This is a genomic window from Pseudomonas sp. PB101, from assembly GCF_009764265.1.
GTDB lineage: Bacteria > Pseudomonadota > Gammaproteobacteria > Pseudomonadales > Pseudomonadaceae > Aquipseudomonas.
In genome coordinates this window covers 1-17,806 of record NZ_RWIR01000075.1, presented here as the reverse complement: position 1 = coordinate 17,806, position 17,806 = coordinate 1, and the positions used below count along the sequence as shown (strand labels likewise).

Below are 17,806 nucleotides of genomic sequence, written 5' to 3'. Positions count from 1 at the left end.
TCCCCATGTCGCACCAGCTTGTCGCCCGTTTCCGTTTTGCCTTGTGCCCTCTGGCGCTGGCCCTGCCCGCCGCCCTGCTGAGCCTCGCCGCCCACGCCGCTGAAACCGATGCCGGGAAGAAGCCGGCCAGGGACGACGGCGTACTGCAACTGGGGGCAACGACCATTTCCGGCCAGGCGCTCGGCGCCACCACCGAAGGCACCCGCTCCTACACCACCGGTTCCACGTCTTCGGCCACCGGCCTGCCCCTGTCGATCCGCGAGACGCCGCAATCGGTGACGGTCATCACCCGCCAGCAGATGGACGACCGCGGCGTGCAGAGCGTCGGCGATGCTCTGCGCAACACCCCCGGCATTTCGACGCAGAAGTACGACAGTGACCGTACCGAATTTTCCGCCCGTGGTTTTGCCATCACCAACTTCCAGTACGACGGCATCAACATTCCGTATGACGGTGTCTACGGTGAAAACCCTGCCAACGGCGACGACGCCTCCAGCCTGGACCGCATCGAGATCGTCAAGGGCGCGACCGGCCTGATGACCGGTGCGGGCGACCCGTCCGCCACCGTCAACCTGATCCGCAAGAAGCCGACCAAGGAATTCAAGGCGTCGATCAGCGGCACCGTCGGTTCGTGGGACGCCTATCGCAGCGTCGGTGACATTTCCGGTTCGCTGAACGATTCCGGCAGCGTGCGTGGTCGCTTTGTCGGCGCTTATTCCGACAAGAACTCCTACCAGGACCATTACAGCCAGAAGAAAGACCTGTTCTACGGCATCCTCGAAGCCGACCTGACACCCGACACCCTGCTGACCTTCGGTGTCGACAAATCGAGCGCCACCCCGCGCGGTTCGTCCTGGACCGGCAACCCGGTGTACTTCTCCGATGGCGGGCGCACCGACTTCCCGCGTCACTTCAACCCGGGCGCCGACTGGAGCCGACGCGACTTCGACGACATCACCTACTTCGCCTCCCTGGAACAGGCCCTGGCCAACGACTGGAAGTTCAAGGCTACCCTCGACCAGAAAACCACCGATCACGACACTCGCCTGGCCTCGGCCAGCGGCGGCAACCCGGACCGCGCCACCGGCGAAGGCATGTTCCTGTACTGGGGGCGCTGGGAAGGTCATCGCGTGCAAAACACCGCTGACGTCAACGTCTCCGGCCCCTTTACCCTGGGTGGCCGCGAACATGAGCTGACGGCGGGCTTCATGGCCTCCCACTCACGCCAGACCGGCGCGACCTTCGACACCAGCGCCTTCGCCATGGTCCCGGGCAGCATCTATGACTGGAACGGTGATCTGCCGGAACAGAACTTCCCGAAAAACGGCAAGTACGAACGCACCCAGAGCCAGAACGGCCTGTACCTGGCCACGCGCCTGCACGCGACCGACGACCTGTCGATCATCCTCGGCAGCCGCTTGAGCACCTACAAGTACAACGAAGACTATTCGTACTATCCGGGTGCCGGCCTCGATGACACCCATGCCAGCTACAAGGAACATGGGGTGGTCACGCCCTACGCCGGCGTGGTTTATGACCTGGACGACACCTACTCGGCCTACGCCAGCTACACCAGCATCTACCAGCCGCAAACCTACAAGGACATCAACGGCTCGACCCTGGCACCGGTCGAAGGCGACAGCTACGAAGCCGGCCTGAAAGCCGCTTACTTCGACGGCCGACTGAACGCCAGCCTGGCCTTCTTCCGCATCGAACAAGACGGTGTCGCCGAATCGATCGGCACCAACCCGGTGACCAACGAAGGCATCTACAAAGCCATCGACGGCGCGACCACCAAAGGCGTGGAACTGGAACTGGCCGGTGAAGTGACCGATGGCTGGAACGTGTCGGCCGGCTACACCTACGCCCGCACCCGTGACGCCGATGAGCAGCGCATCTATGGCTTCCCGCTGTCGACCAGCAAACCGGAACATGTCGTGCGCACGTTCACCACCTACCGCCTGCCCGGCGCACTGGACCAGGTGACCATCGGCGGCGGCATCAGCTGGCAGAGCGCGTTCTACGGCAAGATCTACAGCCCGACCGTGGGCGACTACACCCGCATCAAGCAAGGCGGCTACACCCTCGTCGACCTGATGAGCCGCTACCAGTTCAACGAGAACCTGAGCTTCACCGTCAATGCCAACAACGTCTTCGACAAACGCTACCTGACGGGCCTGGGCAACTTCGACACCACCTACTACGGCGAACCACGCAACGTGATGCTGACCACAACGTGGGATTTCTGAAGCTGAACGTTTGACAGGAAACACCGTAATACCTGTGGGAGCCGGCTTGCCGGCGATGGACTCAAGTGCGCCGCGCTTAGTCAGGACGCACGCGTTATCGTTGACGACCATCGCCGGCAAGCCGGCTCCTACAGGTACCGGTGTTTTCCGGAATTACGTGAAAAACCTTTTTGAGTTAAACACACACTTACACCGCCGCCGAAAACAAATGGCCTCCAACACTTTCAGCAACCATTAAATAACTTGCAATCAACTACGAGACATCAATCTTCCTCCTTCCGATATAGTCGCCTACCTTTACGACTCACTCAAAAACTTACCTACCAAGGAAGGTGGCCATTCTCATGAATAAACCATTGAACCTGTTCAATCCATTACCCGCGACTGCGGACATGGAAGAGCGCCAAGCCATTGCCAGCACTTTGACGTTAATTTTCGACTTATCAGACAAGGACAATTTGCCAGCCAGTGCCCGGGCGAACGAAACGGTCGAAATCAATGACATCATCGTTAAAATCATTGAGGGCAGTGATTTCGAACAGAGCCATCGTTCCAGTAAAACCGTGCTTCGCCAATTGGTTCGACAGCCAGAATTCGCAAGACTTTCCGGCCCCTACGGCCCGACTTCGGACGAATTCATCCTGATTACCGAAGACGGCACTCTTCTACAGGCTGAAACCACTCAATCACCGGCCACACACTTTGAATTCGAAGAAGTCACCGATGCAGTGACCCGCGCCATTCCCACATCAAAAGCTGATATAGAACTTCTGGCAAAAACCGCAGCATTGACCGGGAGCATTGTTTCCTCAAGTGACTATATTCCACTGCAGAACTGGTTGAAGTTCCATCAACTGAACACACCAAAAAACATTCCCGACATTTCCAATCTCATCAGCCTGCTACAACTTGAACTTCCAGCGCCGCCCACCTATGGAAACTATTGGGGCCTGTCGGGTGACACTGAGGAAACGTTGCTCGCCATTACGCCAGATCAGCATTTACTGATAAAACAACAAATTGCGCGGGTGGTGAACAAGGACAGCGTCCGACCGGAACCCCTGCTCAATTATTTAACCGACACCTTGTTTGACGGCAATCGATCCGCCGCATTCCTGCAGGAAGAACCCGAAAAAAGCTGGGAGCTGATTGTCGAAGCTCCCAGGGCCAGGGATTTCGCCCAAGCCTGTTTCGAAGCCATGAATCTCAACGCGGTTTCTGCCGAAAAACCTCTGTCGCCTCATCAGTGCAGCAGGTTGCTGGTTGCCGCGGTCATGCTGGATTTTGGTCTGGCCGAAGAGAGTGAGCAGCAGTTCTACCGCTCGTTTCACCTATACGAACCACGCTATGTTCAGGCGAATCCTTACGACATCAGGAAAAAGTTTACCGACATCGTCGTCAATTCGTTCTTTGTTCAGGCAACGGCTGCACCTCTGGCGTTGCAATTGATATTCGCCGGCCTTGCACCTGAATTCCTGGTGTATGTGCCAGCGGCACTGCAATTGGGTTCCTCGGGCTGGGTCATGCTACGCAAGTCAGTGATGCTCGCCGAAGCCACTGCGCCCGGGTTGTCGCGCCGCATGTCCTATGCAAGCCTGAACGAACTGGGCGCCATCGCGCCTGCCAGTCCCGCCCAACAGGCACTGCATGACTTGATCCTGACCCGTTGTGTTCTGGACTGGAACACGATCAATGGTCTTGACCTGGAGAATGCCGAAAATTTGCCGACGCAAACACTCGTCGAGCATGCCACAACGCAATACAACGCCTTCCTTGAGGAAACACGCGAAGCCTTCAAGAACATTTCCACTGCTCCGCCGAGTCGCAGGGCGATCGCACGATCTGTGATCCAGGCAACAGGACTGGACCCGGAACTCAAGATAAGCGATTACGCCAGCGCGCCGGAGTCTCTACTTGACCTGTATCTGGCGCGCCGATTGACGGCTTACACCTTTGAACGGGAACGACTCCATAGCCTCGAACCCGTTAACACGCTGTATGCCAGGGAAGTCGACAGCCAATACGCACTGCATAAAAAAGGCCTGACGACTTTCATTCGTCTCGCACTGTCGCAAATCCCTCTTGAAGACCGGGTAGCCATCGAACAGGGCTATCTGGCGCTATACCGGGTGCTCACCGTTCCCCCGATCGGGATTGATGGCCAGATACACCGATCAGGCGAAAAAGTCGCACCTTATGGGATCGTCATGCTGAGTAAAGTCAACGAGGAGGTGACTGCCTACGACCTGTTCGCACTGCTGGGGGCGTGCCGGATAAATCAAGAGCTGACCCGTCAGATCCCCGGCCCCGACAGCAATAACAGAAGGGATAAGGGCGAGGGAGCGTTAAAGACAGAAATTTTCCTGTTCAAGGCATCCATTGACAGCGAGGTCTACTTCAAAGGCAAGGCGCTCGATAACGGCTCGCTACCCGGTACACGCAACGTTCTGCTGGAGCAATTTGCCAGTTTCGACAGAGCGAGCTGGATTTCCTATCAGCGCAGCCCGATGGAAAGCTACAACTGCGGACGATTCAGTGAGCTCGCACAGCATTTGGCAGAACACCAGCCGCCCCTGCCCTACGATGCTTTCTATGCCATGGGTTACGACAAAACCGAACTGGAAGAAAGCTACGAACAATGGCAGCGTCTTCTCGAGACAGTTCTGAACATTCTTATTCCGTTCAAGGAATGCATTGAAGGCCTCGCATCGGGCAAGGAAAGCCGCCGCGACAGTGCATTGTTCAGCTGTGTGATGGACGCGACCCTGCTGTTGTTCACCTTCGTGGGGGGCGCCGGCGCCTTTACCAAAGTATTCGCCAGCAGTTCAAGACTGCTCAGCCTGGGCAAGGTCGGCTCACGTTTCGTGCTGTCGCTGTTCAACCCGCTGGACGGCGTTCCGCAACTGATTCAGGGCGGTGCCAGACTGATCGGCAAGGGCGCCCTTAAACTGGGTGCCCACGGCCTTTCGATCACACGGTTGGGTGCCGGACAGCTGCGTCGGTTGACGAGCAGTTCCAGCGGCTCCTACGACCTGATCAAGGCGCTCAGCAAATCCGGGGCCGCTGCCGAACTGCGCATGAGCCTGCCGACAGTGGCCCATGCCCGTGCGCTGTTCAAGGATGACACGCTGGAAACCGTCGAACAGATCGTTGCGCGGCTCAGTGAGAAAAACGTTCTCCTGCCCAAGGGCGCATCATCCGCGGAGCTGGAGCATCTGTTTAACAATGCCATCAGAGAAGCCGCACTCCCGGCGCGACCACTCCAGGAGCTGGAGTCGTTGATCGGCCATCAGGCCACCAACGACCTACTGATCGCGTTCATTGAAGGCAAGCCCAGCCGCTTCGATGGAACCCGGTTCACCATAGGCGCCCGTGACTATTCGGAAACGCTGGGCTTTGTCGCCGAACTTGAAACAAAGAAAGTCAGCTACCTCAAGAATCACCAGCAGAGTGTGTTGAAGCAGGATCTGGGCAAAGCGCCCTATGCCGATGTCATGCCCGAATCCGCCTTCAATCCCCAGGGCTATACCGACAATGCGCAGAGAGCCGGCGCCTGGATGCTGAAGGGATCGACGTCCGACGGCAACGACTTCGAAAACATCGTTGCGTTACTGCGTGAGTACGCGGGCAACAATAAATCGCTCACCGATTCTGCCGTCATCAAGGAGATCCACAGCCGGCTCGTCCCCCAACTCGCTGGCTCGGTGCGCAACGCAGGTGCGCCATCGAAATATGGCGGCAGCATCAGCGGTTTTGCGCTGATGGACCAACACCTGAAAACCCTGGATGCCGCCCATGAGCACTTTGACAAACACTTGCTGGCGGCCATTGCAGGCTTTCAGGGGTTCGGCGACGGTAATGGCCGCACCGCCAGCGCGGCGTATGCCATCAGCCAACTGCGCGGTGACCGGTTTACGCCAATGCCAAAACACGTGTTTTTGTCATTGAGTGATCTGGGCTGAAAACCAAACGGGCATGATCCTTACGCTTGGGACGGCCCTTTCAGTTCGACCTGGTTGCCGTCCGGATCGAAGCAATAGATAGACAGCCCACTGCCTTCGGCACCGAAGCGCACGGCGGCTTTCTCGGGTGCCAGGCCGAAGGATTGCAAGTGACAGATCAGCGCTTCCTCGTCGAACGGTTCGATGCGCAGGCAGAAATGATCGACATTGCGCCGTTCGCGGGCAGCGGCAGCACCGCCCTTGCGGCCGAGTTCGCCCCGGATGTCGACGAGGTCGATCATCGAGGCACCCGCCCGCAAGTGCACCATGCCCAGATCGTCGCGGCGCTTGACCAGTTCGGCGCCGAATACATCGCCGTAAAAAGTGATGCTTCGTTCGAGATCCTCGACGCGCAGGACTATGTGATCGATTTGCTTGATCGTGAACGCTTGCATTGGAATGATCCCTGAAAATATCGTCTACAGCATGACCGGTGACCCGTTGACTGTAGTTCAGGGCCACCAAAATTCACTGACGACTGTCCGGTGGTGGCGCTTTGCAGGTTACGCCGCAGCCGGTACACCGCTATGAAAGCGGAATTCGACGTCCGGCGACTCGATCAGTTCCTGCTCGGCGGCGCGGACCTTGTCGATCACCTGGGCGATGTCCTTGGCGTCACCATACTGGTAGGCCAGTTTCAGATAACCCTGGAAATGCCGCGCCTCGCTCTTGAGCAGACCGAAATAGAACTTGCCCAGTTCCTCGTCCAGGTGCGGCACCAGCGCTTCGAAACGCTCGCAACTGCGCGCCTCGATGAAAGCGCCCACCACCAGGGTATCCACCAGTTTCACCGGCTCGTGACTGCGCACCACCTTGCGCAGCCCCGACGCATAGCGCCCGGCGGACAGCTGGCGCAGGCCGATCTTGCGGCGTTTCATCAGGCGCATGACCTGCTCGTGGTGCACCAGCTCTTCCCGGGCCAGGCGCGACATCATGTTGATCAGGTCGACATGGGAGTGATACTTGGCGATCAGGCTCAATGCGGTGCTGGCAGCCTTGAATTCGCAGTTCTTGTGGTCGATCAGCAGGGTTTCCTGGTCGGCCAGCGCGGCTTGAACCCAGCCGTCGGGGGTGCGGCAGCCAAGGAACTCGTGAATTTCGGGAAGGATCATGGGGCTCACGGAAAAATAGGTTCAAAACGAAGGGCGCCGATTATACCGGCCTGCCCGCAGACCACCAGTCGCCAACCGTTGATATGCATCAAGTCACCGAATCGTTGGCAGCAACTATAGTTGTGCAACGCCGTGCCTTTTCATTTTCAGGAGATAGCGATCATGCAAGCCGTACGCAGCATTCTGGTGGTCATCGACCCCGAACACTCCGAAAGCCTGGCGCTCAAACGGGCGAAGCTGATCGCCGGTGTGACCCAGGCCCAGTTGCATCTGCTGGTGTGCGACCCCAAGCATGATCACAGCGGCATGTTGGGTGTGCTCAAGGCCGCTTTGCTGGAAGACGGTTACAACGTCACCACCGAGCAGGCCTGGAACCAGAGCCTGCATCAAACCATCATCGATGTGCAGCAAGCCGAAGGCTGCGGTCTCGTGGTAAAGCAGCACTTTCCCGACAGCGCACTGAAAAAGGCCCTGCTGACACCCGAGGACTGGAAACTGCTGCGCCAATGCCCTTCCCCGGTGCTGCTGGTGAAAACCGCCGGTTCATGGAAAGACAAAGTGATCCTGGCCGCCATCGATGTCGGCAACACCGACCTCGAACACCGCCACCTGCACGACACCATCATTGATCATGGCTATGACATCGCTACCCTGGCCAAGGCCCACCTGCACGTGATCAGCGCCCACCCGTCGCCGATGCTGTCGTCGGCCGACCCGACCTTTCAACTCAGCGAAACCATCCAGGCGCGCTACCGCGAGCAATGCAGGTCGTTCCAGGCGGAGTTCGACATCGACGATGAACACCTGCACATCGAGGAAGGCCCGGCGGACGTGCTGATTCCGTTCATGGTGCACAAACTGCAGGCGGCGGTGACGGTGATCGGCACCGTGGGCCGCAGCGGGTTGTCAGGGGCGTTGATCGGCAATACGGCGGAAGTGGTGCTCGATGCGGTGGAGAGCGATGTGCTGGTGCTCAAGCCGCAGGAGATCGAGGATCATCTGGAGGAAATGGCCGTCAAGCGTTGAGGCCGAACATGCTTTTGTGGCGAGGGGGCTTGTCGGACCGCCGCACCGCCCCGTTGGGTCGCGAAGCGGCCCCCTGCATTCCGGCAGATGTACTGTGCCAGCTCAATTTGCGACGGCTGCGCCGCCGAACGGGACGGTGCGGCGATCCGACGAGCCCCCTCGCCACATATCAGCGGCTCACCCGCCAAAGACGTCTTTCAGAAACCCCGGCGCAATGTAGCGCTGGTAATGCGCCTCGGAAAGCAGGAAAAACTCCCGATCAATGGCATCGCGCAATTCCGGCAGGTTCCACTCGCGAAATTCCGGCAGCAACACCATCCCGTAGGCTTCGAGGTTGTTGATCACCCGTGCGCCACGGGCAATCAACTGGTAGGCCCAGCAATATTCCGACTGATGGGGCACGAAGCGGATCTTGCGCTGCTCCAGCTGCATGCGCAGCAGCGCCGGATCGAAAATTTCCACCTTGGCGGCCATCACTTGCGACAGCAATTGCTCGAGACGCAGCCATACCGCGCGCTTTTCTTCCTCGTTGTAACCGTTCCAGTGAATCACTTCATGGTGGAAACGCTTGCAGCCACGGCACACCAGGTCACCGTAGACAGTGGAGCAAAGGCCGACGCACGGCGTCTTGATGGTCTGATTGGGCATAGGTAGGCAAAAACGCGAAAAGCAGAACAGGCCGGCATGTTAGCCCTTTGTCCGATATTCATCACCCCTCAAAGTCAAAGGGTTAAGGTCAATGGCACCTTGCTGGCCGCCTCCACCAAAGTCCAATAAACACTGACTTACCTTAAATTTTTTTTTGCCGTAGAATCAGCCTGCCTTTTTAGGCGCCAATGTCCGTTAGAAGCTGTTTTCAAAGCGTCACGAGCACAGTCGTTCCTTCAGAGCGGTGTTGGCGATGGGTTTTTCCAGCGGGGAAAAGCCCAACGCCAACCCTCATCAGCTCCCGTTCTGCAGGCGTAAAACTTTGAAAGCAGCTTCTGTAAGGAATTGTCGGTAATTCTGGCTAAGTGGCTCACAACGCCATGCAGCGCATGAGTACGGCAATTTCGGGATGAGCGTCCCGGACACCCATTTGGGACCACTGATGAGGGTAATAACTGTGCTTGAAGCCTACCGCAAACATATCGAAGAGCGCGCAGCACTGGGTATCGTTCCCCAGCCGCTAAACGCCGAACAAACTGCAGGCCTGGTCGAGCTGCTGAAAAATCCCCCGGCTGGCGAAGAAGCATTCCTCGTTGACCAGATCACCAATCGCGTTCCGCCAGGCGTGGACGAAGCAGCCTATGTAAAGGCCGGTTTCCTGTCCGCCATCGCCAAAGGCGAAGCCAACTCCCCCCTGATCGACAAGAAACGCGCTGTTGAACTGCTCGGCACCATGCAGGGCGGCTACAACATCGTGACGCTGGTCAACCTGCTGGACGACGCCGAACTGGCGCCAGTAGCTGCCGCAGAACTCAAGCACACCCTGCTGATGTTCGATGCCTTCCACGACGTGGCTGAAAAAGCCAAGAACGGCAACGTTCACGCCCAAGGCGTCCTGCAATCCTGGGCTGACGGCGAGTGGTTCGTGAAGCGCCCGACCCTGGCCGACAAGATCAGCCTGCGCGTGTTCAAGGTCACCGGCGAAACCAACACCGACGACCTGTCCCCTGCGCCTGATGCCTGGTCCCGCCCGGACATCCCGCTGCACGCCCTGGCCATGCTGAAAATGGCTCGCGACGGCATCGTGCCTGACGCACAAGGCGTCACCGGTCCGATGAAGCAGATCGAAGAAATGCGCAACGCCGGCTTCCCTATCGCCTACGTCGGTGACGTGGTCGGTACCGGTTCTTCGCGTAAATCGGCGACCAACTCCGTACTGTGGTTCTTCGGCGACGACGTTCCTTACGTGCCGAACAAGCGTGCCGGCGGTTTCTGCTTCGGCAGCAAGATCGCTCCGATCTTCTACAACACCATGGAAGATGCTGGCGCACTGCCAATCGAATTCGACGTTTCCAACATGCACATGGGCGACGTGATCGACCTGTACCCGCATGCTGGCAAAGTCTGCAAGCACGGCACCGACGAAGTCCTGACCACCTTCGAAATGAAGACCCCGGTCCTGTTGGACGAAGTACGTGCCGGCGGCCGTATCCCGCTGATCATCGGCCGTGGCCTGACCGAGAAGGCTCGTACCGAGCTGGGTCTGCCACCTTCGACTCTGTTCAAGAAGCCTGAAGCACCAGCTGAAAGCACCAAGGGTTTCACCCTGGCGCAGAAAATGGTCGGCAAGGCTTGCGGCGTGACCGGCGTTCGTCCGGGCACCTACTGCGAACCGAAGATGACCACCGTCGGTTCCCAGGACACCACCGGTCCGATGACCCGTGACGAACTGAAAGACCTGGCGTGCCTGGGCTTCTCGACCGACCTGGTGATGCAGTCCTTCTGCCACACCGCGGCTTATCCAAAGCCGATCGACGTGACCACCCACCACACCCTGCCTGACTTCATAATGACCCGCGGCGGCGTTTCCCTGCGTCCGGGCGACGGCATCATCCACTCGTGGCTGAACCGCATGCTGCTGCCGGACACCGTCGGTACCGGTGGTGACTCGCACACCCGTTTCCCGATCGGCATCTCGTTCCCGGCCGGTTCCGGCCTGGTTGCGTTCGCCGCAGCCACCGGCGTCATGCCGCTGGACATGCCTGAGTCGATCCTGGTTCGCTTCAAAGGCGAACTGCAGCCAGGCGTCACCCTGCGTGACCTGGTTCACGCCATTCCTTACTACGCGATCCAGGCTGGCCTGCTGACCGTAGAGAAGAAAGGCAAGAAGAACGCCTTCTCCGGTCGCATCCTGGAGATCGAAGGTTTGCCAAAACTGACCGTCGAGCAAGCGTTCGAACTGTCTGACGCCTCGGCTGAACGTTCGGCTGCCGGTTGCACCATCCAGCTGTCCAAAGAGTCGATTGCCGAATACCTGCAGTCCAACATCACCCTGCTGCGCTGGATGATCGGCGAAGGCTACGGCGATGCACGTACTCTGGAACGTCGCGCCCAAGCAATGGAAGCCTGGCTGGCCAACCCTGAGCTGCTGCAAGCGGACAAAGACGCCGAATACGCTGAAATCATCGAGATCGACCTGGCCGACATCAAGGAGCCTGTGCTCTGCGCGCCGAACGACCCGGACGACGCTCGCCTGCTCTCCAGCGTTGCTGGCGAGAAGATCGACGAAGTGTTCATCGGTTCGTGCATGACCAACATCGGTCACTTCCGCGCTGCCGGCAAGTTGCTGGAACAGGTCAAGGGTCAGCTGCCAACCCGTCTGTGGCTGTCGCCGCCGACCAAGATGGACGCTCACCAGCTGACCGAAGAAGGCTACTACGGCATCTACGGCAAGGCCGGCGCGCGCATGGAAATGCCGGGCTGCTCGCTGTGCATGGGTAACCAGGCACGTGTAGAGCCGAACTCGACTGTCGTGTCGACTTCGACCCGTAACTTCCCGAACCGTCTGGGTGACGGCGCGAACGTCTACCTGGCTTCGGCCGAGCTGGCGTCGGTGGCTTCCATCCTGGGTCGCCTGCCGACCGTCGAGGAGTACATGGAATACGCTGGCAAGATCGACAGCATGGCGGCCGATGTCTACCGCTACCTGTCCTTCGACCAGATCGCCGAGTTCCGTGAAGCTGCTGCGAACGCCAACATCCCGGTCGTTCAAGCCTAACGTAGCAACGCAATGAAAAACGCCGCCCATCGTGAGATGGGCGGCGTTTTTTTATGCCTGGTTTAACTGACACCGACAAACCTGTGGGAGCGGGCTTGCCCGCGATGAGGTCGGCACATTCGACATCTATGCCGCCTGTGAGGACGTCATCGTCGGAACGCCGCCCGGACCAAGCCCGCTCCCACAAAGTATTCAGCGCCTCTTGGCTCTCTACTCAAGCACTCAACGAATAGATCAACGCCGAAATCGCCACCAGGCCCACCGCCGTCACAAAGACGTTGGACGCCTGACCGCGATAGCGCGCCATCGCCGGCACCTTGCGGATGGCGTACATCGGCATCAGGAACAGGATCGCCGCGATCACCGGGCCGCCGAGGGTTTCGATCATGCCGAGGATGCTCGGGTTCAGCGTGGCGACGATCCAGCACACCACCAGCATGAACGCCGCCACGATGCGATCCAGGGCCTTGGCCGATGGACGCTTGCCGCTCTTGACGATCAGCCCCTTGAGGCCTTCGCTGGCGCCGATGTAGTGGCCCAGGAACGACTTGGAAATGGCCACGAACGCAATCAACGGCGCCGCGAAGGCGATGGTCGGATTGCTGAAGTGGTTGGCCAGGTACGACAGGATCGACAGGTTCTGCGCCTTGGCTTCCGCCAGTTGCGCTGGCGACAGGGTCAGCACGCAACTGAAAACGAAGAACAGCACCATCGCCACCATCAGCAGGTGGGCGCGGGACAGGATCTGCGAGCTGCGCTCTTCGGCGTGCTCACCGTAGCGACGCTTCTGGTCCACCGCGAACGCCGAAATGATCGGTGAGTGGTTGAACGAGAACACCATCACCGGAATCGCCAGCCACAAGGTGTGCAGCAACGCCGAGGGCGCCGGCACGCTGCTGGCGGTGGCGAGGATGCCGCCGTTCCAGTGCGGAACCAGGTACACCGCCAGGAACAGCAGCGCAACGATGAACGGGTAGACCATCAGGCTCATGGCCTTGACGATCAGTTGCTCGCCGCAACGCACCACCGCCAGCAGGCCGAGGATCAGCACCAGCGACAGCACGGCGCGCGGTGGCGGCGTGATGTGCAGTTGATGCTCGAGGAAACTGCCCACGGTGTTGGTCAGCGCCACGCTGTAGATCAGCAGGATCGGGAAAATGGCGAAGAAGTACAGCAAGGTGATCAGCGCACCGGCCTTGATGCCGAAATGCTCTTCCACCACTTCCGTGATGTCGGCGCCTTCGCGACCGGACAGCACGAACCGGGTCAGCCCACGGTGTGCATAGAACGTCATCGGGAACGCCAGCAACGCCAGGATCAGCAGCGGCCAGAAACCGCCCAGGCCTGCGTTGATCGGCAAAAACAGGGTTCCCGCACCAATCGCCGTGCCAAACAGGCCCAGCATCCAGGTGGTGTCCTGGCGATTCCAGTTCGAAAGCGTCGCGGGTGTTGCTGCTACATAGCGTTTGTTGACGCTATTGGCCTGATCATTCATCCGGTGGGATCTCCACATTCCGGTCACTTGCCACCCGGCCAGGACGCGTCGGAATACCCGACAGGCAGCGCCTTGGCCGAAACAGGGGCGCGATTCTGGAGGATTAGTGAACAGAAGCAAAGACTTAGGTGAGGAACGGTGGTACCAGGTTGACGATAATGAACGACACATAACCTGTGGGAGCGGGCTTGCCCGCGAAGGCGGCGGCACATTCAGCGTTGAGTTGACTGACACACCGCTTTCGCGGGCAAGCCCGCTCCCACAGGAATTTGTGCGGCTTTCAGATCCTGCGCTTCATCGCAAGATGGCGTTTACCACTTGATAAAGGTCTACCATCATGTATTTTTAACCCACCTGCATTCCTCCTGGAGTCTTCCCATGCCACTGGTTCGCGTCGACATCAAAAAACATCAGGACCCCACCCACGCCAAGCGCATCGGCCAACTGATCTACGCCGCCATGCACAGCACCATCGGCGTGCCGGAAAACGATAATTTCCAGATCCTCAACGAACACGATGAGCAGCATTTCATCTTTGATCCAGGTTACCTGGGCATCGACCGCACGGACCAACTGGTGGTGATCCAGATCACCATGAGCGAAGGCCGGACCATCGAGCAGAAAAAACGCCTCTACAAGACCATCGCCGAGAGCCTTCACGCAGAGCTGGCGTTGCGCCTGGAGGACGTTTTCATCAATCTGGTGGAAGTGAAAAAAGAGAATTGGTCGTTCGGCAACGGAATTGCCCAATACGCCCTCTGATAGTCAACCTGCAGACCCGAGAGTGACCCATGCCCCGAGTTTCCCGCAAACAAGCCGACCTCAACCGCGAGACCATAGTCGAAGCCGCCACACGGCTGTTTCGCGAACGCGGCCTGCACGGAATCAGTGTGGTCGAAGTGATGGCGGCGGCGGGCCTGACCCACGGCGGTTTCTACGGCCACTTCGAATCCAGGGAAGCGCTTGCGCAAGAAGCCAGCGCAAGGGCTTTCAAGCAAGCGGCGCAAAACTGGCAAGCGCGGGTGGCCGACCAGGACAGCAAGGACGCTGCCCGCCGCGCCGTGGTCGAACCGTACCTGTCCAATGAAAGCCGGGACAACCCGGGCGAAAGCTGCCCGGTGGTGGCCTTTGCCGGAGACATGTGCCATGAGGCCGCCCAGAGTGGCTTGCGGCAAACGTACGTGCAGGGCCTGAACGACCTGCTCGATTCCCTCGGTTCGCTGCTGGACACAGAGGACGAAGCCTGCAAACGGCAGCAGGCGCTGGCGCAGTACTCAATGATGTTCGGCGCACTGATGCTGTCCCGGGCGACTCGCGGCGATCCGCTGTCGGACGAAATTCTCGAGGCTGCCCGCGCCACTCTCATGCCCGGAAAACCGTAGGAGCCGGCTTGCCGGCGATGGACGCCAATGCGCCGCGTTTATCCCGTTCAAACGCGTCATCGTTAACGACCATCGCTGGCGGTTGCCAAGCTATCCTTGAATCTGCAATCTCAAGCGACGTTTTGCCGATTTTCCGATGCCCACAGGGAGCCAAGCATGCCTGTAACCGTTCTGGTACTGGTTGAAACCATCAATGATTACCTGCCTATCCTCGAACATCAGGGCTTCCACCTGATTCTGGCCCCGACACCCGCCGAGCGCGCCGAAGCCATCGCCCGCCACGCCGGCCAGATCGACGCCGTACTCACCCGCGGCCCTTTGGGGCTGTATGCCGATGAAATCGCCGCGCTGCCCAACCTCAAGATCATCTGCGTGATCGGCGCCGGCTATGAACACGTCGACCTGCAGGCCGCCGCTGACCGGGGCATCACCGTCACCAACGGCGCCGGGGTCAACGCCTCGTCCGTCGCCGACCATGCCATGGCGCTGCTGCTGTCGCTGGTGCGCGACGTACCCCGCTGTGATGCCGCCGTACGGCGCGGCGAGTGGCCGAAGATCATGCGCCCTTCCCTCGCCGGCAAACGCCTGGGCATCCTCGGCCTCGGCGCGGTCGGCATGGCCATCGCCAAACGCGCCGGCGCCGGCTTCGACATGAGCATCAGCTACCACAACCGCCAGCATCGCAGCGATGTGCCCTACACGTTCTGCTCGACCCCGACCGAACTGGCGCGCGCCTCGGACTTCCTGGTCGTCGCCACGCCCGGCGGCCTGGGCACCAAGCACTTGATCAATCGCCAGGTCCTCGACGCATTGGGTCCCCAGGGGTTTATCGTCAACATCGCCCGGGCCAGCGTAATTGCCACCGCGGACCTGATCACGGCCCTCGAGCAACGCCGGATCGCCGGTGCTGCACTGGATGTGTTCGATCACGAACCGCAAGTACCGGATGCACTCAAGAACCTGAGCAATGTGATCCTCACGCCCCATGTCGCCGGGCTGTCCCCGGAAGCCACCCAAGGCACCGTCGAGCTGGTGGGCAAGAACCTCGTGGCGTTTTTCGCAAACCAACCGGTGCTGACGCCGATCGACTTGCCGCCCGCCAAGAGCCGGGTCGCTCATTGACGGCAATTCAAACAGCTGTATCAAAAACAATGATTGGCCGGCAACACGCTCACCTATAAGAGCCGCTCGCGGTTGTGGGTCTGGAGTGTGCGCATTAGATTAGCCAATAGTTTCAGGCCTCCAGAATAAGCAGAAGGGATAAGCATGGCGCTTAATGACCAATCCACCCGTATCCGCACCGGCGAAGAGCTCGATGCCAGCCTGATCGATCCCTACCTCAAGGCCCATATTCCGGGGCTCAGCGGTTTGCCGAAGATCAGCCAGTTTCCGGGCGGCGCTTCAAACCTCACCTATTTGCTGGAATACCCCGAACAGGAATTCGTCCTGCGTCGCCCGCCGTTCGGCCACAAGGCCAAATCCGCCCATGACATGGGCCGTGAGTTCCGCATCCTCAATCAACTGCGCGACGGTTTTCCGTACTGTCCGAAAGCCTACGTGCACTGCACCGACGAGTCGGTGATCGGTGCCGAGTTCTACGTGATGGAACGGGTCAACGGCATCATCCTGCGCTCGGACCTGCCGCCGGAACTCGGGCTGGACTCGGCGAAAACCGAAGCCCTGTGCAAGAGCTTCATCGACAAGTTCGTCGAACTGCATCGCGTCGACTACAACGCCTACGGCCTGGGCGACCTCGGCAAGCCCGAAGGTTACGTGGCGCGGCAAATCAAGGGCTGGAGCGATCGCTACGAAAAAGCCCTGACTCCGGATGCGCCGCTATGGGAAACGGTCAAAGCCTGGCTCAACGACAAGATGCCAGCCGATCACCCGACCTCCAGCATCGTGCACAACGACTACCGTTTCGACAACGTCATCCTCGACCCGAACAACCCGATGCAGATCATCGGCGTGCTCGACTGGGAACTGACCACCCTGGGCGACCCGTTGATGGACCTGGGCAACACCCTCGCCTACTGGATCGAAGCCGACGACCCGGCGCCCGTGCAGATGATGCGCCGCCAGCCGAGCCACGCACCGGGCATGCTGACCCGCCGCGAATTCGTCGATTACTACGCCGAACGCTCGGGCATCCGCATCGACAATTTCGACTTCTACTACACCTACGGCCTGTTCCGCCTGGCCGGTATCGTGCAGCAGATCTACTACCGCTTCTACCACGGCCAGACCCAGGACAAACGCTTCGCGCAGTTCATTCACATGAACAAGCTGCTGGAGCAAATGAGCCTGCAAGTCATCCAGAAATCCACCCTCTGACCTCGACGCGCCCCGATGCTGCTCGATTACACACAACCCCCTGTAGGAGCGAGCCTGCTCGCGATGGTCGCGAACGATAACGCTCGTTCAATGACCAAACGCAGCAACCCGCCCCACCCGACAGCATCAGCGACACCCGGCACTTGACTCAACAACAAGACTTTTCATAAGGGAACCCCATGTCCAAGACTCAGTTGTTCGACCTCGACGGCAAGATCGCTTTCGTCTCCGGCGCCAGCCGTGGCATCGGTGAAGCCATCGCCAAACTGCTGGCCCAGCAAGGCGCCCACGTGATCGTCTCGAGCCGCAAGCTCGAAGGCTGCCAACACGTCGCCGACGCGATCATTGCCGCCGGCGGCAAGGCCACCGCCATCGCCTGCCACATCGGTGAAATGGAACAGATCAGCCAGGTCTTCGCCGGCATCAAGGAACAGTTCGGCCGCCTCGACATCCTGGTCAACAACGCCGCGACCAACCCGCAGTTCTGCAACGTGCTGGACA

13 protein-coding genes are annotated in these 17,806 nt (G+C 59.5%); 9 read left to right on the top strand and 4 right to left on the bottom strand.

The window, feature by feature from the left end:
* Positions 1 to 5 precede the first annotated feature (5 nt).
* On the top strand, positions 6 to 2,249 hold the full coding sequence (locus EI969_RS22990; RefSeq protein ID WP_160389788.1) for a TonB-dependent siderophore receptor: 2,244 nt from the start codon (positions 6 to 8) through the stop codon (positions 2,247 to 2,249).
* A gap of 344 nt (positions 2,250 to 2,593) precedes the next feature.
* A complete protein-coding gene (locus EI969_RS22985) occupies positions 2,594 to 6,211 on the top strand; it encodes a hypothetical protein (protein WP_160389787.1) in 3,618 nt (1,205 codons plus the stop codon).
* Between the two features lie 20 nt (positions 6,212 to 6,231).
* On the opposite strand, the gene EI969_RS22980 is transcribed toward EI969_RS22985, so the two are convergent.
* Both EI969_RS22980 and EI969_RS22975 read right to left on the bottom strand, forming a co-directional pair.
* Positions 6,232 to 6,645: a VOC family protein gene (locus EI969_RS22980; RefSeq protein WP_160389786.1), complete on the bottom strand. Its 414-nt coding sequence runs from the start codon at positions 6,643 to 6,645 to the stop codon at positions 6,232 to 6,234.
* A 108-nt stretch (positions 6,646 to 6,753) separates the two neighbouring features.
* Complete coding sequence (locus tag EI969_RS22975) at positions 6,754 to 7,362, bottom strand: tRNA-(ms[2]io[6]A)-hydroxylase (protein WP_150718370.1); 609 nt, start codon at positions 7,360 to 7,362, stop codon at positions 6,754 to 6,756.
* Between the two features lie 162 nt (positions 7,363 to 7,524).
* Here EI969_RS22975 and EI969_RS22970 point away from each other — a divergent pair, with 162 nt between their 5' ends.
* Complete coding sequence (locus tag EI969_RS22970; protein WP_160389785.1) at positions 7,525 to 8,388, top strand: universal stress protein; 864 nt, start codon at positions 7,525 to 7,527, stop codon at positions 8,386 to 8,388.
* Between the two features lie 177 nt (positions 8,389 to 8,565).
* Here the strand turns inward: EI969_RS22970 and EI969_RS22965 are convergent, their stop codons facing one another.
* Entirely contained in the window at positions 8,566 to 9,036 is a 471-nt protein-coding gene (locus EI969_RS22965) for a DUF1289 domain-containing protein (RefSeq protein ID WP_160389784.1), read from the bottom strand.
* 457 nt (positions 9,037 to 9,493) lie between these two features.
* Between EI969_RS22965 and acnB the strand changes: the two genes are divergently transcribed.
* A complete protein-coding gene (gene acnB, locus EI969_RS22960) occupies positions 9,494 to 12,094 on the top strand; it encodes a bifunctional aconitate hydratase 2/2-methylisocitrate dehydratase (protein WP_160389829.1) in 2,601 nt (866 codons plus the stop codon).
* 214 nt (positions 12,095 to 12,308) lie between these two features.
* On the opposite strand, the gene EI969_RS22955 is transcribed toward acnB, so the two are convergent.
* On the bottom strand, positions 12,309 to 13,589 hold the full coding sequence (locus EI969_RS22955; protein ID WP_160389783.1) for a serine/threonine transporter: 1,281 nt from the start codon (positions 13,587 to 13,589) through the stop codon (positions 12,309 to 12,311).
* Between the two features lie 378 nt (positions 13,590 to 13,967).
* Here EI969_RS22955 and EI969_RS22950 point away from each other — a divergent pair, with 378 nt between their 5' ends.
* The 5 genes from EI969_RS22950 to EI969_RS22930 all read left to right on the top strand — a co-directional run.
* Entirely contained in the window at positions 13,968 to 14,351 is a 384-nt protein-coding gene (locus tag EI969_RS22950; RefSeq protein ID WP_160389782.1) for a tautomerase family protein, read from the top strand.
* A gap of 29 nt (positions 14,352 to 14,380) precedes the next feature.
* A complete protein-coding gene (locus EI969_RS22945) occupies positions 14,381 to 14,971 on the top strand; it encodes a TetR/AcrR family transcriptional regulator (protein ID WP_160389781.1) in 591 nt (196 codons plus the stop codon).
* Between the two features lie 156 nt (positions 14,972 to 15,127).
* A complete protein-coding gene (locus EI969_RS22940; protein WP_160389780.1) occupies positions 15,128 to 16,093 on the top strand; it encodes a 2-hydroxyacid dehydrogenase in 966 nt (321 codons plus the stop codon).
* A 144-nt stretch (positions 16,094 to 16,237) separates the two neighbouring features.
* Positions 16,238 to 17,305, top strand: coding sequence for a phosphotransferase family protein (locus tag EI969_RS22935; RefSeq protein ID WP_160389779.1), 1,068 nt, complete (start codon positions 16,238 to 16,240; stop codon positions 17,303 to 17,305).
* Positions 17,306 to 17,484: 179 nt separating this feature from the next.
* Positions 17,485 to 17,806: SDR family NAD(P)-dependent oxidoreductase (locus tag EI969_RS22930; protein WP_160389778.1), on the top strand; the 322-nt coding region annotated here is incomplete at its 3' end.